Here is a 17,451-nt window from a genome sequence, read left to right on the forward strand (position 1 = left end):
TGCTCACGCGCAACTATATTGCCGCCGACGGGCCACGCGGTCCCAACGCCGCGCGAGCTCTCTGCAAGGAGAGAATACATGACTGCCGAACCGACGCTCAAACCCGAGCGCCCTTTCTTTTCGTCCGGACCGACCGCCAAGCACAAGGGCTGGTCTGCCGCCAATCTCAAAACCGAATCGCTCGGCCGCTCGCATCGCAGCGCGCTTGGCAAGTCACGGCTGAAACATGCCATCGACCTGTCCAAGGAAATGCTGGGCGTTCCCGAAGACTATCTGGTCGGCATCATGCCTGCCTCGGACACCGGGGCGCTGGAATGCGCAATGTGGACGATGCTGAAGCCCGATCGCCGGGCGACTGTCGCGGCATGGGAAAGCTTCGGCAACGTCTGGATCCAAGACGCGGTCAAGCAGCTCAAGCTGCCCAAGCTGACCACGCTGGATGCCGATTACGGCGAGATCCCGGACCTAGCATCCATCCCGCAGGATAACGACGTCGTCTTTACCTGGAACGGGACCACTTCGGGTGCGAAGATACCGGACACGGACTGGCTCGCGAAGGATCGCGAAGGCGTGACGATCAACGATGCCACCAGCGCCATCTTCGCAATGGAGATGGACTGGGCGAAGCTCGATGCCACCACCTACAGCTGGCAGAAGGTGATGGGCTCGGAAGCCCAGCACGGCATGCTGATCCTCAGCCCCAAGGCCGTGGCCCGGATCGAGGAATACGATCCCGAATGGCCGCTGCCCAAGCTCTTCCGTCTCAAGAAGGGCGGAAAGATCAACACCGGCATCTTCGAAGGCGCGACGATCAATACGCCATCGATGCTCGCGACCGAGGATTACATCGACGCACTCGAATGGGCGCAGTCGATCGGCGGCCGCAAGGCAATGTTCGAGCGGGCCGATGCCAATGCGAAGCTGGTCAAGGACTGGATCGAGGCGACGCCGTGGCTGCGCAATATGGTCGCCGATCCGGCCAAGCAGACCAATACCGGCGTTTGCTTCGTCTTCCAGGGCGACTGGTACGACAGTCTCTCCGAAGAGGATAAGGCTGGCGTTCCGAAAAAGATCGTCAAACTGCTGGAAGACCGCGACGTCGGGTACGACTTCAACGGCTATCGCGATGCCCCGCCGTCCCTGCGCATCTGGTGCGGCGGCACGGTCGAGCAGGAAGACCTCAAGCGCCTGCTGCCGTGGATCGAGTGGGCCTACGAGCAGGTCAAAAACGGTTGATCCGGTTGGTGGCAGGGACCCCCTGCCGCCACCAGCCCTATTTCCAATTCATGACCCGGCCTCATGGCCGGGGGCAACGACAGGAGTATCTGTCATGAGCAAGCCCAAAGTCCTCATTTCGGACAAGATGGACCCGAACGCCGCCCGCATTTTCGAAGAACGTGGCTGCGACGTCGATGTGAAGCCGGGCATGACGCCCGATGAACTGAAGGCGGTCATCGGCCAGTATGATGGCCTCGCCATCCGTTCGGCCACCAAGGTTACCAAGGATATCATCGATGCCGCGGACAATCTGAAGGTTGTCGGGCGTGCAGGCATCGGGGTCGACAATGTCGATATTCCCGCCGCCAGCGCCAAGGGCGTGGTGGTGATGAACACGCCTTTCGGCAATTCGATCACCACGGCCGAGCATGCCATCGCCATGATGTTCGCACTTGCGCGCCAGATCCCGGCCGCAAACGCGCGGACGCAGGCCGGTGAATGGCCCAAGAACGACTTCATGGGCGTCGAGGTTACTGGCAAGACGCTGGGCCTTATCGGTGCGGGCAATATCGGATCGATCGTCGCTGCGCGCGCTTTGGGACTGCGGATGAAGGTCGTGGCTTACGATCCCTTCCTCACCGAAGAGCGCGCAGTAGAAATCGGCGTGGAGAAAGCAGACCTCGATACGCTGCTCGGCAAGGCGGATTTCATTACGCTCCACACGCCGCTGACCGACGAAACGCGCAATATCCTGTCGAAGGAGAATCTTGCGAAAACGAAGCCCGGTGTCCGGATCGTCAATTGCGCACGAGGTGGGTTGATCGACGAAGCAGCGCTGGCAGAAGCCCTCGACAGTGGGCAGGTCGCCGGGGCGGCCCTGGACGTGTTCCAGACGGAGCCGGCCAAGGATAGCCCACTGTTCGGCAAATCCAATTTTATCTGCACCCCGCATCTTGGTGCGAGCACGACCGAAGCGCAGGTCAACGTCGCGCTGCAGGTGGCGGAACAGATGGCTGATTATCTGGTCAGCGGCGGCGTTACCAATGCCCTCAACATGCCATCGCTGAGCGCCGAAGAAGCGCCCAAGCTAAAACCCTATATGAAGCTGGCGGAAAACCTCGGCAGTCTCGTGGGTCAGCTTGCACATGGAAATCTGACCAAGATCAGCATCGAGCGCGAGGGTGCCGCTGCAGAACTTTCCGGCAAGCCGATCGAGGGCGCGGTTCTGGCCGGCCTGATGCGGCAGTATTCGGACACGGTGAACATGGTCAATGCGCCTTTCCTGGCCAAGGAACGTGGCCTCGACATACGGTCCATTCGCCACGAGAAGGAAGGCGCCTATAACACCCTGCTGCGTGTCACGGTGGGCACCGAGGCTGGCGACCGTTCGGTCGCCGGTACGCTGTTCGGTGCCGATGCGCCGCGTCTGACGGAAATCTTCGGCGTCCGGATCGAAGCCGAACTCGATGGCCATATGCTCTATATCGTGAATGAGGACGCGCCCGGTTTCATCGGCCGCATCGGTTCTCTTCTGGGCGAGAACGGCATCAACATCGGCACGTTCAACCTTGGCCGCCGCGCGGCAGGAGGGGAAGCGGTGCTTCTGCTGAGTGTCGACCAGCCGATCCCAGACGACGTCGTAAAGGCGGCCTGCGCGCTGGAAGGCGTGAAGACCGTGATGCCGCTGGCGTTCTGACAAACGATAGGGCAGGGGGCGCGTCATTATGACAACAGCTGACGACCTCCTGCCTGTCGGTCTCGAAGACGCTCTGCCGGATCGCGCCCGCAAGATCACTTCTGCGATGCGCGCAGTACTCGATGCGATGGATGGCCACGGCTATGACCGCGTCCGCCCTCCACTGGTCGAGTTCGAACAATCGCTGGCCGGCCGCATGGATGGCGTGGCTACGCGCCGGATGGTGCGTTTTACCGATCCCGACAGTTTGCGAACGCTCGCGCTTCGCAGCGACATCACGGTGCAGATCGGGCGTATCGCGGCGACGGGTATGGCACATGCGCCGCGCCCCTTGCGCCTTTGTTATGCAGGTGACGTCGCCTTCCTCAGCGCGAGCCAGCTGGATCCGGCACGCCAGCGGTTGCAATTGGGCGCGGAGTTGATCGGAACGGACAGCGTGGCAGCGGCCAGCGAAATCGTCTCGGTCGCGATCGACGCGCTCACGGCTGCGGGCGTTACCAATATCTCGGTCGATTTTACCTTGCCAGATCTGGTCGACGCTCTGGCGCAGGATGCCATGCCACTGGCACCGGACCAGCGCGAAGCGGTGCGGCGCGAACTCGACACGAAGGATGCGGGCGGTCTGCGCGAAGCGGGCGGCGATGCCTACATTCCGCTACTCTATGCCACCGGTGACTTCGCTACGGCCATCGACAAGCTCGCCGCGCTTGATGCGGGCGGCGCGCTGGCCAGCAGGATCGAGGGTTTGAGGACGATTGCGGCGACGATCGGTGAGCGAGCAAGGGTAACGCTCGATCCCACGGAACGGCATGGTTTCGAATACCAGAGCTGGTTCGGCTTCACGCTTTATGGCGACGGAGCGCGCGGCGCGCTTGGGCGAGGTGGGACTTATACTATTCGCGGGAGCGAAGAAGCTGCGACAGGCTTTTCACTCTACATGGACCCCTTGCTCGATGCGCTGGGTGCCACGAATGGCGATGACGGGAAGAAGCTTTTTCTCCCGCTCGGCCATGATCGTGGGACGGCAGCCCGGCTGCGAGCGATCGGCTGGCGTACGGTGGCGGCGGTTGAACCGACCGACGACCCGCAGCAGCTGGGATGTTCGCATGTTCTGAATGGGGACGCCCCCCGGACGCTCTAATCCGCTGACTTCCATTGCGGATGTTTCTGCATCACCCCGGCGAAAAGGTCCGAGACAAGGAGCCCTTCCAGCCACTTTTGGAGAGCGGGCAGGTCCAACGCGTCGAACCAAGCACGGTCGGCATTTGCAAACTGACGGATGAAGGGAAAGATCGCGATGTCTGCCAAGCCCCGCCGAGCTCCGCATAAATAGGCGGTACCGGCCAGCCGCTCGTCGAGTTGCTCGAGGATATCGAACGCTGCCGCCCGGTGCTCTTCAGGGTCCACGTCATCATAGCGGGTCGCGTATTTGTAGCGATCCAGATGGTGCTTGAAGGGGCCATCATTGGTCTCGATCAAGTGCAGATCACTTCGATCGAGCCAGCCTTCCGGATCATTTTGTCCCAAGGCCCAGCGCATGATGTCCAAGCTTTCTTCCAAAGGCGGGGCACCCGGCACGGCCAGAACAGGGACCGTTCCCTTGGGTGACACCTCCAGCATCTCGGGCGGCTTGTCGCGCAACACCACTTCGCGGTGTTCGTAACTGGCACCGCTCACGCTCAACGCCATGCGTGCGCGCATCGCATAGGGACAACGACGGAAACTGTAGAGGATCACCTCAGTCATCCGTTTCGATCTCATCCTTGCGACCGATATGATCCTGTCCGCGCGCGTCGGCCAACGTCGCCTGTCGGTGCCGCTCGCTATAACGAGCTCGCTGTTCTTCGCTGCGTTCGCCATGGCAGCGGTGGCACGATACGCCTTCGACGAAATGCTCGTGCGCCATATCTTCCCTGCTCAAGGGCCGCCTGCACGCACGACATAGTGAATGATCGCCAAGCTTGAGACCATGGCCCACGCTGACCCGTTCATCGAAGACGAAGCATTCGCCGCGCCACAGGCTTTCCTGTTCCGGAACATGTTCGAGGTAGTTCAGAATGCCGCCTTTAAGGTGGTAGACTTCCTCTACCCCTTCGGAACGAGCGAAGGCGGTCGACTTTTCGCAGCGGATGCCGCCGGTGCAGAACATTGCGATCTTTCGTGAGCGACCCGTGTCTTCGATCTCCGCCCGCTTGGCTCGGAACCAATCGGGGAACTCTCCGAAGCTTTTCGTTTCAGGGTCGATCGCCCCTTCGAAGGTGCCAATCTGCACTTCGTAATCGTTGCGAGTATCGATCACAATCACGTCGGGATCGGCGATCAGCGCGTTCCAGTCTTGGGGATCGACATAAGTACCCACTCCGGACAACGGATCGAGATCGGGCTGGCCCATTGTCACGATCTCCTTCTTCAGCCGCACTTTGGTGCGATGGAAAGGCATCGTGTCGGAACGCGATTCCTTGACCTCGATGTTGGAGCAACCGGGCAAGGCGCGGACATGAGCGAGAACGGCGTCGATACTCTCGTCCGAGCCTGCGATGGTGCCATTGATCCCTTCACGGGCCAGAAGCAGAGTGCCGCGCACGCCAGCCTTTTCCATACACGCCGACAAATCGGACTTGATGGACGCGGGATCGTCAAATCTCGCGAACTGGTAGAGCGCGGCAATGCGGATCGGTAGAGGGGGGGGGCTGGTTTTCACGGCGCCGCCTTTAGCAGTCTCTTTAGCAGGCTGCATCCCCGGCTTTCTCCAATCTTACTCGTTCAGTTTGCTCGGCTCTGGACCTATCCGGCCATCAGCATCGTCCAATGCGTCGATCCGTTTCATCTGTTCATCCGACAGAGTGAAAGAGATCGCTGAGAAGTTTGCTTCGATATGGTCACGGCTGGAAGCCTTGGGAATTGGGCAAAGCCCGTGCTGCAGATGCCACCGCAAGATCACGGCACTGGCTGAGTGTCCACTTTCTTCGGCAATGCTCGCAATTGTCGAATTTTCCATTCCCGCACCTTGTCCAAGCGGGGACCAGCTTTGCGTGACGATACCCATATCGCTATGCTGCTTGCGTAGTTCGCGTTGCTGAAAGGACGGATGCAGTTCAATCTGATTGAGAGCGGGCGTTACTCCAGTATCGTCCGCGATCCGCTTCAGATCGTCCGTCCTGAAGTTCGACACGCCAATGGATTTGGCTTTTCCCTGATCGCGAAGCTCGATGAATGCTTTCCACGTTTCGACGAACAGCCCTTTCTCCGGACACGGCCAGTGAATGAGCAGCATGTCGACGTGATCACGCCCCAAGCGAGCAAGGCACTTCTCTGCCGCTTTCAGAGTCCTGTCGTACCCTTGGCTCGCGTTCCAGATTTTCGTCTGCAGGAAGATGTCCGGAGTTTCGGTCAGGCCGTCACCGACGCCGTCTTCATTCTGATAAACGGCTGCCGTATCGACCATTTTATAGCCGACATCGACGGCCGTCCGCACAGCTTCTGCGGCTTTGTCATTATCTATCTGATACGTGCCGAAGCCGATCTGCGGAAGCTGGCGGCCATCGTTCAGGGCGAGCATGGGATAGTCTGTCATGAAATCTCCTTGTGTTCAGTCAATGGTAGAGCGCAGCAAAGTTTCCGCGGCTTGACGGGAAACCCATGGCCCCCTAGGTCGCGCACCGCATTTGAAGCGGGTTTTCGCTTCTCCATTCCATCCCTTGGTCGAGTCCTGTCGAAGGACCTCGTGGATCCCCTGGCAGGGGAAAAGGCGTAATCATGGCAAATGTGACCGTAATCGGTGCCCAGTGGGGCGATGAGGGCAAAGGCAAAATCGTCGATTGGCTTGCCAGTCGGGCCGATGCCGTCGTGCGTTTTCAGGGTGGCCACAACGCGGGCCACACGCTCGTGGTTGGCGATACGACGTACAAGCTCTCGTTATTGCCGAGCGGTATCGTCACCGGTACGTTGAGCATTGTCGGCAATGGCGTGGTGCTGGATCCCTGGCATCTCAAGGCCGAGGTTGAAAAGCTCGAGGGGCAGGGCGTCGAGATCAATCCCGACAACTTCGCTGTCGCAGACAACTGCCCGCTGATCCTGCCGTTTCACCGCGACCTTGACGGATTGCGGGAGACGGCTGCCGGATCGGGCAAGATCGGGACAACCGGTCGCGGGATCGGGCCGGCTTACGAGGACAAGGTTGGCCGCCGAGCCATTCGGGTATGCGACCTTGCGCATCTCGACGATCTCGACCCCCAACTGGACCGTCTCTGCGCCCATCACGATGCGCTTCGTGCGGGTTTCGACCAACCACCCATCGATCGGGAGGAACTGCTTTCGCAATTGCGCGAAATCGCTCCGTTTGTGCTCCAGTTCGCCCAACCGGTGTGGAAGCGGCTCAAGAAGGTTCGCAAGGCAGGAGCCAAAATTCTGTTCGAGGGGGCGCAGGGCGTACTGCTCGATATCGATCACGGAACCTATCCGTTCGTTACCAGCTCAAATACTGTCAGCGGCACTGCGGCAGCGGGTAGCGGCCTCGGGCCCAATGCGACCGGTTATGTGCTCGGTATCGTCAAGGCTTATACCACTCGCGTAGGTAGTGGGCCGTTTCCGACCGAGCTGGAAGACGAAATTGGCCAGGGCATCGGGGAGCGTGGTCACGAGTTCGGCACCGTTACCGGGCGCCAGCGCCGTGTGGGTTGGTTCGATGCGGTGCTTGTGCGTCAGAGCTGCGCGATCAGCGGTGTCACTGGAATCGCCTTGACTAAAATCGACGTGCTGGATGGGCTGGACGAGGTGAAAATCTGTACGGGTTATCGCCTGCGCGGCCAGGTATACGATTACTTCCCAAGTCATTCGGCCGACCAGGCGGCACTCGAGCCGATCTATGAAACCATGGATGGCTGGACGGAGTCCACTGCCGGCGCGCGTAGCTTTGCCGACCTTCCGGCCAACGCCGTGAAGTATATCCAACGCATACAGGAATTGATCGAAACCCCCGTCTCGCTGGTGTCGACCAGTCCGGAGCGCGACGATACCATACTGATGCGCGATCCGTTCATGGATTGAGGCCGAAAATGCGCTATGGTGGCGAAGCCATGCGCTTCGCCGCCATCTCGTTTTGCCTGCTAGCCGCGGCCCTGCTGCTTCCCGCGCCGCTTGTTCAAGCCCAGGAGGCCCGAGCGGGGGAGCGAGCCGATTTCGTTCTGATCGACAAGTCCGACCGCAAGTTATGGCTCTATCAGGACGGCAAGGTCATTCGCGCTTATTCAGGTCTGCAATATGGCGATGCGCCAGTGGGTCACAAACAGTTCGAAGGTGACGAGCGAACGCCGGAAGGGCGTTATACGATCAGCTACGGTAACGAACAGTCGAGCTATTATCTCAGCCTGTATATCGATTATCCCAATGCGCAGGACAGGGCCTTCGCAAATGCCCGCGGGCGGTCTCCGGGCGGGCTGATCTTTATTCACGGACAACCCAACGGCCTGCCGTTCGATGCGCGCGTGCCAGGTGACTGGACCGATGGTTGCATCGCAATGTCCAACGCGGAAATAGCGGAGGTGTGGAGCCTCGTGCCTGATGGCACACCGATCGAAATCCGGCCGTAGTTCGACAAAGCAATCCGGCCACTCCTCCGCCCCATATCGCTGCTGGATTGCAAATAGCATCTACCACATTCTTGACTCAACCTCGCTTTGTTCTCATTCTGTTCGCGTCAAGGAAATGGAGCGCGATTCGATGCAGCAGGATTTTCTGTACGAGCCGATCTGCAATGCTGCTGGATGCCAGCTGACCGTAACGGTGCTGGCTGATCGCGATTATCTGCGGGAAGAAATGTGTGCGGATGCATCTTCTGCCGGTTTCCGCGTGCTCGATAGCTGCAGCCTCGAAGAATATGCACAAGGGCCCCTGACGGCGCTGGGGGATCTGGTGCTCGTCGATTGTTCTGAAGCCACTGCGGATGCGATGGCGCTCTTATCCCGGCTGGATATGCGCGGCGGCAAGGCCGGTGCTCATTTGGTCATTTCCACAACGATGGGGGCGCTCGACAGCGTGTTTGGATGTCTTTCGATGTCCGCAGTACAGATCCTCGTTGATCCGGCCCGTGCAGAACGCGTGATTGCCATTGGCCGCGTGCTTGCGCTTCTTCCAAATCTGCGTTTGCGGGAAATGGGGGAAGACGACCGCTTGATGCTGCTCCGTCTCACCGAACAGGTGGGTCGCATTGCCGAAAGGCTGGAATCAATGTCTCCGGGACAGCGAGCCGGGGGCGGCGCGTTTCGATTTGAATCTCCGTCTCCCGGATGGCGAGGTGGGGAAGACGATCATTCGGGCTCTCCAAAACGGACCGAGCGGGTCCAGTTGCCTGACTCTTCCATTATCCGCAGGCTGATAAAGGCCCGGCAATTGCGCGCGCAGTATTTCGATGCCGGTTTGTTTGCCGACCCGGCCTGGGATATTCTGCTCGACCTTGCGGCTGCCCGATCAGAGCGGCGACGGGTTAGCGTCACTTCGCTTTGTATCGCAGCGGGCGTGCCAGCGACCACGGCCCTGCGCTGGATTGGCCAGATGGTCGATGCCGATCTACTGATGCGTGTTTCCGATCCCCACGATCGCCGCCGCGCTTATATCGCTCTTGCAGATACAACGGCCGACGCGATGGCCAGCTATCTTGCGGAAGTAGGCGCTGCGGAACTGGCGAGCGTCTAGCCCTTACGGCGTAGAATTACAGTGTATCCCTCGGCCGGCGGGTCGGCGGGCAGTGCTTTCCTAACAGCGTCGGCGCGAGCGCGCGCCAGAATGGTATCCGGAATGTGTGCATCATGCAGAACGATGTCGGCCTTTCCCAGAGCGCGTGCCTGACGCAGCGTCAAATCTTCGGGGTCGTCGCTCGCAATAGTAAATTCAACGACCTGTGAACTCGCGTTTTCTTGTGCGCCATCCAGCCAGTTCTCAACTGAAGCGGCGCTCGCTTCTTCGAACGGATCCAGCTCGCCATGTTCCTGGAGTGCTGCATCGATCGCTCGCCTGCGCGCATTGCTTTCGGGAAAGCGGGTGCGGATCCTGTCACGGGCGGTGAACAAGGCCGTAGCCAGTGTACCGAGGGTCTGGGGCAGTACCGCTTCGAGACGGAGGCGAAGGTGCTTGGCCAAGCCAGCCGACGCCCCGCCCGTACTTACTGCCACCAGTACCGGATCGCGGTCGAGCACGCTGGGCAAGGTGAAATCGCAAAGGTCGGGACGGTCGGCGACATTCACCAGCAAACCGGCCTGCTTAAGCCGGCGGGCCGCGCTCTCGGAAGCGCGCTCGTCCTCCAGCGCAACGAAGGCAAGCTGCGCATGATGCGCTTCGGTTTCAGCGCATGGAATGCCGCCCGCCCGTTCGACAAGCCGGGCTTTGGCGTCGGCCATATCACCAACGCCTACCACGACGACGCGCTTCCCCGAAATGCGATGGAAAAGCGGGAGCGAATGCATCAGCCGAGCCAGTCCGGTACGCGTTCGGCATCCATTATGGCCGCCGCCGCAATGCGGTCCGCCACCACGGCAAAGCGATCGCCGTCTACCAGCACTTCGGCCACGAAACCGCGGGAATTATACGAAGACGCCATGGTCGCACCATATGCGCCCGCCGTGCGGAAGACGGCGAGATCGCCTGCCACCAGCGCGTCGCATTCGCGGTCCATCGCAAAGGTGTCGCCGGTCTCGCAGATCGGACCCACGATATGTGCGGTCATGCGATTACCGGTCGGCGCGACTGCATCGAAATCATGCCAGGCACCATACATAGCCGGTCGCGCAAGATCGTTCATTGCGGCATCGACCACCACAAAAGGCGGCCCGTTCCCGCTGCGCTTGGACCGGATGACCCGCGTTAGCAGGACGCCGGCATTGCCTGCGATGACGCGGCCCGGTTCGAACATCAGGCGGACATCCCATTTCGCAGTGACCCGGGCGACCATCGAGCCGTATTCTTCGGGCGAGGGCATTTTTTCACCCGCCTTGTAAGGAACACCCAGACCACCACCGAGGTCGGCATGCGTCACGGCGCAGCCCTTATCCCGCAGTTCCGCAATGAGCGCGCCGACTTTCTCGAAGGCGGTTTCCAAGGGTTCGAGAGTTGAAAGCTGGCTGCCGATATGGACGGCCACGCCGCGCATATCGAGGCCGTCTTCCTGCGCCAGCCGGGTATAGATTTCGGCAGCCCGATCCAGCGGGACACCGAACTTGTTTTCCCGCTTGCCGGTCGAGATTTTTTCATGGGTGCGGGCATCCACATCGGGATTGACGCGCAGGGCGCATGCTGCGCGGCTGCCATGCCTTACGGCAATTGCAGCCAGTTCATATCCCTCTTCCTCGCTCTCGATATTGAACTGGCCGATGCCTGCTTCCAGTCCATGCAGGAGTTCCGCATGGGTTTTGCCGACACCCGAAAAAACGATGTCCGCAGGTTTCATGCCGGCTTCCAACGCGCGCGCGAGTTCGCCGCTGGAAACTACGTCCGCGCCATAGCCTTCGTTGGCCAAGACCTTGAGAACTGCAAGGTTCGGATTCGCCTTAACCGCAAAGGCGATATGCGGATCATGGAGGCCGGAAAGCGCATCCCGGAAGACGCGAGCATGGCGTTCGAGAGTAGCGCGCGAATAGACGTAAACCGGTGTGCCCACCTCTTCCGCGATACGGGACAGGGCAACGTCTTCGGCGTGGAGGACGCCGTCTTTAAGCTGGAAATAGTCCATGGCTGCCGCCTGTGCCGAAAGCGCGCGTCACTGTCGAGCAAGCCTTGCTTCGGGCGCTGAAATTACTGGGGAGGGAGGTCGAACGGATCGTCCTCGCGTTCCTCCGAGCGAGTGCGCAGTTCGACGTTGCGATCGGGCGCCGCTTCCGGATCCAGTTCAAGGAGTTGGTCCGCAGTCGGCTGAACCTGCGCGCCATAGGGTGCGGGCGGAAGCGACGATCCTTCAACCGGTTCCAGTGCGGATTTCTGCCCGCAAGCACCGAGCATGAGCAAAGCGACAAGTACAACCCAGTTACGCATCAATCCTCCAGCCCGAGGCGCTTTTTCGCCGCGGCTACCTGTTCCCTTACGCGAACAGGGGCGGTGCCGCCATAGGACGCGCGTGCCGCGACAGAAGCATCGACCGACAGCGCATCGAACACGCGCTCGTCGATCCGGGAATCGATCGCCTTAAGATCGCCGATGGACAGACCGTCCAGCGCCACGCCTTTTTCGTCGGCCAGCTTTACCGCCGCGCCCGTGATATGATGGGCCTCGCGAAACGGGATGTCGGCCTGCCGGACCAGCCAGTCGGCAAGATCGGTGGCGGTCGCATGTCCCGCTTCGGCCGCCTGGCGCATGCGAGCCGTTTCGAAGCGGCTGTCTGCCACCATCCCCGCCATTGCCGCCAAGCTGAGATCGAGCAGACCGGCAGCTTCGAAAACCGGCGGCTTGTCGTCCTGCATGTCTTTCGAATAGGCGAGAGGGAGGCCCTTCATGGTGATCATCAGACTGGTCGCGCAGCCGATGACCCGGCCCGCGTGCCCGCGCACCAGTTCGGCCGCATCGGGATTGCGCTTCTGCGGCATGATCGAACTGCCGGTCGACAGCGTATCGGGCAGCTTGACGAAACCGAAGGGCTGGCTGGCCCAGATGATGAATTCTTCCGCAAGGCGGCTGAGGTGAAGCGAGCACTGGCTCGCAGCCATCAGGTAATCGAGCGCGAAATCACGGTCGGACACGGCATCGAGACTATTGCGGGTCGGTTGCGCGAAGCCGAGCGCGCTTGCCGTCATGTCGCGATCGATATTGAACCCCGTTCCGGCCAGTGCTGCCGAGCCGAGCGGACATTCATCCATCCGTACCAGGGCATCGGCAAAGCGCGAGCGATCACGGATCAGCATTTCGAAATAGGCGAGCAGATGATGTCCCAGGGTCACCGGCTGCGCCGTCTGCAAGTGCGTGAATCCGGGCATGATGCTATCGGCATGCTGTTCGGCTCTGACGACCAGCGCGGAAAGCAGGGCATCGATACCCGCAATGGAGCGCTGCATGGCGCTACGCACCCACATGCGGAAATCCGTCGCCACCTGATCGTTGCGGCTGCGGGCTGTGTGCAAGCGCCCGGCAGCGGGGCCGACGATCTCGGTCAGGCGAGCTTCGGCGGTCATGTGGATGTCCTCGAGGTCCCAATCCTCGGGCACGCCGTCGCGCTCATATTCGGCCGCGACTTGTTGCAAGCCTTCATCGATCGCCTTCGCGTCAGCCTCGCTCACAATGCCTTGCTGGGCCAGCATGGCCACATGCGCCCGGCTTCCAGCGATATCCTCGCGCCAGAGCGCCTTGTCGAAAGGGATTGAGGCATTGATTTCGCGCATGATCGCGCTAGGCCCTTCGGCGAACCTGCCTCCCCACATGCTGTTGGAGTTTTTCGTGTCCCGTACGTCGTTCACGCTAGCCATCGTCCTCGGTCTTGCTGTCGCGGCCTGCGATAGGGGCACGTCGGAAGACGCGCAAGAAAGCAGCGCTTCATCCGTGCCTACCGGAGAAATCGATACCAGTGAGGCGGGCGCGCTGATGCCCGCGGTCAACCTGAGCAACCCGGATGGGCGCACGCTCAATCTCGGCGCGTTGCAGGGCACGCCGGTCCTGCTCAACCTCTGGGCAACCTGGTGTGCCCCGTGTGTGAAGGAGATGCCGCTGCTGGATGATCTGGCGAGCGAGTACGACGGTCGGCTCAGGGTGGTGACGGCGAGCCAGGACATGCAAGGCGTCGAGAAAGTCGCGCCATTCTTCGCAGAAAAAGGTTACGCCCGGCTTGAACCTTGGATGGACCCGGAAAACGAACTCAGCTTTGCGATTGGGGGCGGGGTCATGCCGACGACCGTCCTGTACGATGGTGCCGGTCAGGAAATCTGGCGCGTACAGGGCGATTACGATTGGTCCAGCGAGGAGGCACGCGCGGCCATCGACGCGGCGATCGCCGAATAGTCGGGCACTTCCAGGCCGAGCATGGGGAGCGGAAATCCGAACAATCCGCTCATCAGCTGTGCCTGTATCCGCGCCACCGGGCTAAGACGGGATAGCGGCGCGACGATGCGGTCGCGGATCCATGGCCATAAGTCATCGCTCGATTGAAACAGGGGCGTGAACGCGGCCGTCACCGCCTGATACAGCGCGACATGATCGCGCCGCCAGCTGGCGGACAGCCGTAATCCTTCGGTTAGAGTGCGTCCTTCGCGCAGACCTGCTGCGAGACCCCACGCATCGAGCAAGGCCATGTTCGCTCCCTGGCCGAGTTGTGGACTTGCTGAATGCCAGGCATCCCCGATTCGTACGAGGCGTTCACGATACGGGCGATGCGAGCTGCGATGGGCGTAACGTGCGAAGGTAAGGTCGTCGTGACAGGAAATTCTGTTCAGGAGGAAATCGGCCTCGGGCCACAGAGTGCGGACCTGGCTTTTCCATACAGCGAGGGGTGAGGACCGCCACTGAGAATACTCGTCACGCTTCAACGACCAGAACAGAGCCACCTCGTCGGGCAAGCCCGGGCTGCGCGAGCCGATTGGCAGTATGCCGATCATCTGGGAGGCGCGGCGATAGCGCTGTTCGAGGAGGTTTTTCGCGTGCCGGTCACTTGGTTCGACAGGAATTGCCGCCCATAGTGCGCCGAACGGGAGCAGGCCCCGCTGCTCGCCGAACTCGATACGTGACGCCCATCCGCTTGCGTCTACGACCAGATCGAAGGGTCCCGCACGGGTGCCGTTACGCGCGATAATGTGACGTCTTCGCCCTTCCAATACGCTGTTGTGGATTTCCGACCCGGTGCGAATGGATATGCCCGCTGCGATTGCCCGCGCATACAGCACCGCGAACAGGCTTGCCCGGTGGATACCGATTCCGAACGCCTCACCTGACCCGAGCTTGGAATAGGGGGCGTCCAATGCCGTTCGGCCGTGTTCGTCGAGACCGAACAGTGCGTCGATCCGCGCGCCGCGGGCAGCGATTTCATTCGACAGGCCCATTCGGTCGAGAACGGCCATGCCCGAAGGTTGCAGCATCAGGCCGGAACCCAGAGGTTGTGGCTGATCGAATCGCTCGAACAGCGTCACTTGGTGACCATCGCCATGCAACAGGATGGCCGCGGCAAGGCCTGCCGGACCACATCCAATGATCGCGATGTCGTAAGTCTGGCGGATACCCTCTCCCGCGCTACCGCCTGTGTGGCACCTGTCGGGGAATGGTGGGCGCTGACGGGCTCGAACCGCCGACCCTCTCGGTGTAAACGAGATGCTCTACCAACTGAGCTAAGCGCCCGCTCCATGTGCGGAGGTGCTGCTAATAGCGTCCAAATCTTCAAAATCAATTGCCGAGATTGCATGGGCGCCGCTAGGCGGCTGCATATGAAGAGCAAGCTCACCGTATTGGCTACCGGTGGCACGATTGCCGGGATAGCTGGCAGTGCCATCGCGAAGGATTATCGCGCGGGAGAGATCGGAATCGAGGATTACCTCGAGCGGGTCGGGGGGCTCGGTCTTGAAGCTGAGCTTTCAGGAACGCAGATCGCGAATATCGATTCGGCCGATGTCGGACCCGCCGTCTGGCACCCGCTGCATGCGCGCGCGATGGAAGCCCTTGCTGATGAGGAATGTGACGGGCTTATCGTTACGCACGGTACCGATACGCTGGAAGAAACCGCTTTCCTGCTCGATCTGACTTTGCCGGCGAACAAACCGGTCGTGGTGGTGGGTGCGATGCGGCCTGCCGATGCTGTCGGCTACGACGGTTTGCGAAACTTCGCCAATGCCGTGCGCGTGGCCAGTGATGCGCAGGCTGCGGGGCGAGGGGTGCTGGTAGTCATGGGCGATCGCATCTTCGCAGCGCGAGATGTCTACAAGGTCCGCACACGCGGCACCGAAGCGTTTCGCGGCTTCCCTCGCGAATCGGTAGGCATGGTGACACCCGCCTCGCTTGAGTGGTTCGGAGCGCCTTGGCGCAGCGATACGCCGGCTCGGTGCGGCCTGCCGAAAGATCTGCCGGAAGTTGCGATCCTGTATGTTTACGCCGGGCTGGATGCGCAAAGCGTATCCCGCCAGCTAGGCAGCACAACGCGCGGCGTGGTGGTGGCGGGCGTGGGTGAAGGAAATTTGCCGGAATGTGTGCGCCAGGAACTGGTCAAGCTCGCAAGAGAGGGCACTCTGGTCGTGCGCGCCAGTCGCGCGGACGAGGGCATGGTCGATCGCGAACCCGACGACGATACGAACGCTTTTGTTGCTGCTCGTGCGCTGAACCCGCAGAAGGCACGCATTCTGCTGCAATTGCTGCTGGCGGGCGGCGAGACCGAGCCCGCCGCCATCCAGCGCGCTTTCGACGGACGCTAAGTCAGCCGTTGGGCATAACCAAATATTTCTCGCCGGTTTTCATCTGGCGGTAATCCAGAATCGCTTCCTTTGTCAGCATGCCTTCAAGGTCGACCTTCGACTTGTAGCTGCTGGCAAAGGTGGTGGTCAGATTGTCCAGCACGCGCTTGCGCATTCGGGCGACAGTCTCGCCCCCGGCCATCTGCAGGAACGGCGTCAGTAGCCATCCCGACAAGGTCCACCCGAAACCATAGGAAGGGGTGAGGGTGGTGGGCCCCATGTCCAGCCGGCCATAAATGAACATCCGCTTCTGCTGGTTCGAACCATAGCGCGAATACTCGCTCATCTTTTTCGAAGCGACCTGTTCCATCGCCTTGAAGCAGCTGTCGACCATCTTGCCGCCACCGATAGGGTCAAAGCCGTAGAAGGCGTTGGTTTCATCGATCGCGGATTTTAGCTGATCCATGAAATCGCCATCCGCAGAATTGACGATGTGCTTCGCGCCGAGATCCTTCAGCAAGTCGACCTGATCGCTCTTCCGCACGATATTGACCAAACCAAGGCCATCTTCATGGCATATTTTCACGAGCATCTGGCCCAGATTGGAGGCGCCGACAGTGTGAAGGATCGCTTCCTGACCGTCCATCTTCGCGTTCTCCGCAAAACCGAGGGCGGTCATGGGATTAACGAAGCTCGATGCGCCGTCCTCTGCACTGTGATCGCCCAGCGGCAGGCACATCGAAGCGTCGGCGATTGCATACTGGCTGTAGGCCGTACCCGGCACGCAGGCGACGCGCTGGCCCATCAACGCCTTAGCCATGTCGGAATCGCCCGTGGCGACCACCGTGCCCGCACCTTCGTTTCCGGCTGGCAGGCGCTGGCCGTGGCGCGCTTTCTGCCCGCTGTTGAACGGCTCGGGCATCTTTGCGACGACCTTGCCCGGCGAATATTCGGCATTTTCGAAATCCGCAGCGCCGGTCAGAATTGCGAGGTCGCTCGGATTGATCGGCGCGGCCTCCATTTTAACCAGCACCTGATTGCCGGTGGGATCGGGAAACTCGCTATTTGCGATCTCGACGGTGAGGGTGCCATCGCTCGTCAGAGTGGTGAAAAGTTGTTTGCCTGTAGTCGTCATCCTCGTGCCCTTTCGTTGCGATACGAAACGTATTGGGCGTGTCGCTACGCCGCGAAATCGGCCTT

17 protein-coding genes and 1 tRNA gene are annotated in these 17,451 nt (G+C 60.8%); 8 read left to right on the plus strand and 10 right to left on the minus strand.

The window, feature by feature from the left end:
• Positions 1 to 78 precede the first annotated feature (78 nt).
• From AC13F2_RS12595 to AC13F2_RS12605, 3 genes are all read left to right on the plus strand, one after another.
• Positions 79 to 1,236, plus strand: coding sequence for a phosphoserine transaminase (locus tag AC13F2_RS12595; protein WP_301642411.1), 1,158 nt, complete (start codon positions 79 to 81; stop codon positions 1,234 to 1,236).
• 94 nt (positions 1,237 to 1,330) lie between these two features.
• Positions 1,331 to 2,914: a phosphoglycerate dehydrogenase gene (gene serA / locus AC13F2_RS12600; RefSeq protein WP_103022610.1), complete on the plus strand. Its 1,584-nt coding sequence runs from the start codon at positions 1,331 to 1,333 to the stop codon at positions 2,912 to 2,914.
• 28 nt (positions 2,915 to 2,942) lie between these two features.
• Positions 2,943 to 4,055: an ATP phosphoribosyltransferase regulatory subunit gene (locus AC13F2_RS12605; RefSeq protein ID WP_301642413.1), complete on the plus strand. Its 1,113-nt coding sequence runs from the start codon at positions 2,943 to 2,945 to the stop codon at positions 4,053 to 4,055.
• On the opposite strand, the gene AC13F2_RS12610 is transcribed toward AC13F2_RS12605, so the two are convergent.
• The 3 genes from AC13F2_RS12610 to AC13F2_RS12620 are packed head-to-tail and all read right to left on the minus strand — an operon-like array spanning position 4,052 to position 6,488.
• The gene (locus AC13F2_RS12610) at positions 4,052 to 4,660 is read right to left on the minus strand and encodes a glutathione S-transferase (RefSeq protein WP_482965388.1); all 609 of its coding nucleotides are present in this window, start codon (positions 4,658 to 4,660) and stop codon (positions 4,052 to 4,054) included. The genes AC13F2_RS12605 and AC13F2_RS12610 overlap by 4 nt on opposite strands.
• On the minus strand, positions 4,653 to 5,615 hold the full coding sequence (trhO, locus tag AC13F2_RS12615; RefSeq protein WP_482965389.1) for an oxygen-dependent tRNA uridine(34) hydroxylase TrhO: 963 nt from the start codon (positions 5,613 to 5,615) through the stop codon (positions 4,653 to 4,655). Before trhO ends, AC13F2_RS12610 begins: the two co-directional genes overlap by 8 nt.
• Before the next feature lie 54 nt (positions 5,616 to 5,669).
• On the minus strand, positions 5,670 to 6,488 hold the full coding sequence (locus AC13F2_RS12620; RefSeq protein WP_482965390.1) for an aldo/keto reductase: 819 nt from the start codon (positions 6,486 to 6,488) through the stop codon (positions 5,670 to 5,672).
• Positions 6,489 to 6,670: 182 nt separating this feature from the next.
• Between AC13F2_RS12620 and AC13F2_RS12625 the strand changes: the two genes are divergently transcribed.
• The 3 genes from AC13F2_RS12625 to AC13F2_RS12635 all read left to right on the plus strand — a co-directional run bounded on the left by AC13F2_RS12625 (position 6,671) and on the right by AC13F2_RS12635 (position 9,604).
• Positions 6,671 to 7,960: an adenylosuccinate synthase gene (locus tag AC13F2_RS12625; protein ID WP_103022615.1), complete on the plus strand. Its 1,290-nt coding sequence runs from the start codon at positions 6,671 to 6,673 to the stop codon at positions 7,958 to 7,960.
• Between the two features lie 8 nt (positions 7,961 to 7,968).
• The gene (locus AC13F2_RS12630; protein WP_301642417.1) at positions 7,969 to 8,502 is read left to right on the plus strand and encodes a L,D-transpeptidase family protein; all 534 of its coding nucleotides are present in this window, start codon (positions 7,969 to 7,971) and stop codon (positions 8,500 to 8,502) included.
• A gap of 130 nt (positions 8,503 to 8,632) precedes the next feature.
• On the plus strand, positions 8,633 to 9,604 hold the full coding sequence (locus AC13F2_RS12635) for a MarR family transcriptional regulator (RefSeq protein ID WP_482965391.1): 972 nt from the start codon (positions 8,633 to 8,635) through the stop codon (positions 9,602 to 9,604).
• Here the strand turns inward: AC13F2_RS12635 and AC13F2_RS12640 are convergent.
• The 4 genes from AC13F2_RS12640 to argH all read right to left on the minus strand — a co-directional run bounded on the left by AC13F2_RS12640 (position 9,601) and on the right by argH (position 13,308).
• Positions 9,601 to 10,305, minus strand: coding sequence for a precorrin-2 dehydrogenase/sirohydrochlorin ferrochelatase family protein (locus AC13F2_RS12640; RefSeq protein ID WP_482965392.1), 705 nt, complete (start codon positions 10,303 to 10,305; stop codon positions 9,601 to 9,603). The two genes, AC13F2_RS12635 and AC13F2_RS12640, sit on opposite strands and share 4 nt — an antisense overlap.
• A 65-nt stretch (positions 10,306 to 10,370) precedes the next feature.
• Positions 10,371 to 11,633: a diaminopimelate decarboxylase gene (gene lysA, locus AC13F2_RS12645; RefSeq protein ID WP_482965393.1), complete on the minus strand. Its 1,263-nt coding sequence runs from the start codon at positions 11,631 to 11,633 to the stop codon at positions 10,371 to 10,373.
• Between the two features lie 62 nt (positions 11,634 to 11,695).
• Positions 11,696 to 11,932, minus strand: coding sequence for a lipoprotein (locus tag AC13F2_RS12650; RefSeq protein ID WP_301642421.1), 237 nt, complete (start codon positions 11,930 to 11,932; stop codon positions 11,696 to 11,698).
• A complete protein-coding gene (argH, locus tag AC13F2_RS12655) occupies positions 11,932 to 13,308 on the minus strand; it encodes an argininosuccinate lyase (RefSeq protein WP_482965516.1) in 1,377 nt (458 codons plus the stop codon). The genes AC13F2_RS12650 and argH overlap by 1 nt, the downstream gene beginning before the upstream one ends.
• Before the next feature lie 16 nt (positions 13,309 to 13,324).
• Between argH and AC13F2_RS12660 the strand changes: the two genes are divergently transcribed.
• Entirely contained in the window at positions 13,325 to 13,882 is a 558-nt protein-coding gene (locus AC13F2_RS12660) for a TlpA family protein disulfide reductase (RefSeq protein WP_482965394.1), read from the plus strand.
• Here the strand turns inward: AC13F2_RS12660 and AC13F2_RS12665 are convergent.
• Both AC13F2_RS12665 and AC13F2_RS12670 read right to left on the minus strand, forming a co-directional pair.
• Positions 13,825 to 15,090 (minus strand): FAD-dependent oxidoreductase, encoded by a 1,266-nt coding sequence (locus AC13F2_RS12665; protein ID WP_482965517.1) that lies wholly within the window; start codon positions 15,088 to 15,090, stop codon positions 13,825 to 13,827. The genes AC13F2_RS12660 and AC13F2_RS12665 overlap by 58 nt on opposite strands.
• Before the next feature lie 42 nt (positions 15,091 to 15,132).
• A tRNA-Val gene (locus AC13F2_RS12670) sits at positions 15,133 to 15,208 on the minus strand.
• A gap of 86 nt (positions 15,209 to 15,294) precedes the next feature.
• On the opposite strand from AC13F2_RS12670, the gene AC13F2_RS12675 reads away from it, so the two are divergent.
• Positions 15,295 to 16,272 carry an asparaginase gene (locus AC13F2_RS12675; RefSeq protein ID WP_482965395.1) on the plus strand — a complete coding sequence of 326 codons (978 nt, stop codon included), beginning with the start codon at positions 15,295 to 15,297 and terminating at the stop codon, positions 16,270 to 16,272.
• A gap of 1 nt (position 16,273) precedes the next feature.
• On the opposite strand, the gene AC13F2_RS12680 is transcribed toward AC13F2_RS12675, so the two are convergent.
• Positions 16,274 to 17,386 (minus strand): zinc-binding dehydrogenase, encoded by a 1,113-nt coding sequence (locus AC13F2_RS12680; protein WP_482965396.1) that lies wholly within the window; start codon positions 17,384 to 17,386, stop codon positions 16,274 to 16,276.
• Positions 17,387 to 17,451: the final 65 nt, after the last annotated feature.

The sequence above is a fragment of the Qipengyuania sp. L-5Y genome (assembly GCF_056859455.1).

What these genes read in the sequence shown, in the direction of transcription:
- AC13F2_RS12640 (WP_482965392.1), bottom strand. Translation starts at nt 10,305, where the DNA reads ATGGCCGACGCCAAAGCCCGGCTTGTCGAACGGGCGGGCGGCATTCCA.
- AC13F2_RS12595 (WP_301642411.1), top strand. Translation starts at nt 79, where the DNA reads ATGACTGCCGAACCGACGCTCAAACCCGAGCGCCCTTTCTTTTCGTCC.
- AC13F2_RS12620 (WP_482965390.1), bottom strand. Translation starts at nt 6,488, where the DNA reads ATGACAGACTATCCCATGCTCGCCCTGAACGATGGCCGCCAGCTTCCG.
- AC13F2_RS12635 (WP_482965391.1), top strand. Translation starts at nt 8,633, where the DNA reads ATGCAGCAGGATTTTCTGTACGAGCCGATCTGCAATGCTGCTGGATGC.
- AC13F2_RS12605 (WP_301642413.1), top strand. Translation starts at nt 2,943, where the DNA reads ATGACAACAGCTGACGACCTCCTGCCTGTCGGTCTCGAAGACGCTCTG.
- AC13F2_RS12675 (WP_482965395.1), top strand. Translation starts at nt 15,295, where the DNA reads ATGAAGAGCAAGCTCACCGTATTGGCTACCGGTGGCACGATTGCCGGG.
- lysA (WP_482965393.1), bottom strand. Translation starts at nt 11,633, where the DNA reads ATGGACTATTTCCAGCTTAAAGACGGCGTCCTCCACGCCGAAGACGTT.
- AC13F2_RS12625 (WP_103022615.1), top strand. Translation starts at nt 6,671, where the DNA reads ATGGCAAATGTGACCGTAATCGGTGCCCAGTGGGGCGATGAGGGCAAA.
- AC13F2_RS12610 (WP_482965388.1), bottom strand. Translation starts at nt 4,660, where the DNA reads ATGACTGAGGTGATCCTCTACAGTTTCCGTCGTTGTCCCTATGCGATG.
- argH (WP_482965516.1), bottom strand. Translation starts at nt 13,308, where the DNA reads ATGTGGGGAGGCAGGTTCGCCGAAGGGCCTAGCGCGATCATGCGCGAA.
- AC13F2_RS12680 (WP_482965396.1), bottom strand. Translation starts at nt 17,386, where the DNA reads ATGACGACTACAGGCAAACAACTTTTCACCACTCTGACGAGCGATGGC.
- AC13F2_RS12630 (WP_301642417.1), top strand. Translation starts at nt 7,969, where the DNA reads ATGCGCTATGGTGGCGAAGCCATGCGCTTCGCCGCCATCTCGTTTTGC.
- AC13F2_RS12650 (WP_301642421.1), bottom strand. Translation starts at nt 11,932, where the DNA reads ATGCGTAACTGGGTTGTACTTGTCGCTTTGCTCATGCTCGGTGCTTGC.
- serA (WP_103022610.1), top strand. Translation starts at nt 1,331, where the DNA reads ATGAGCAAGCCCAAAGTCCTCATTTCGGACAAGATGGACCCGAACGCC.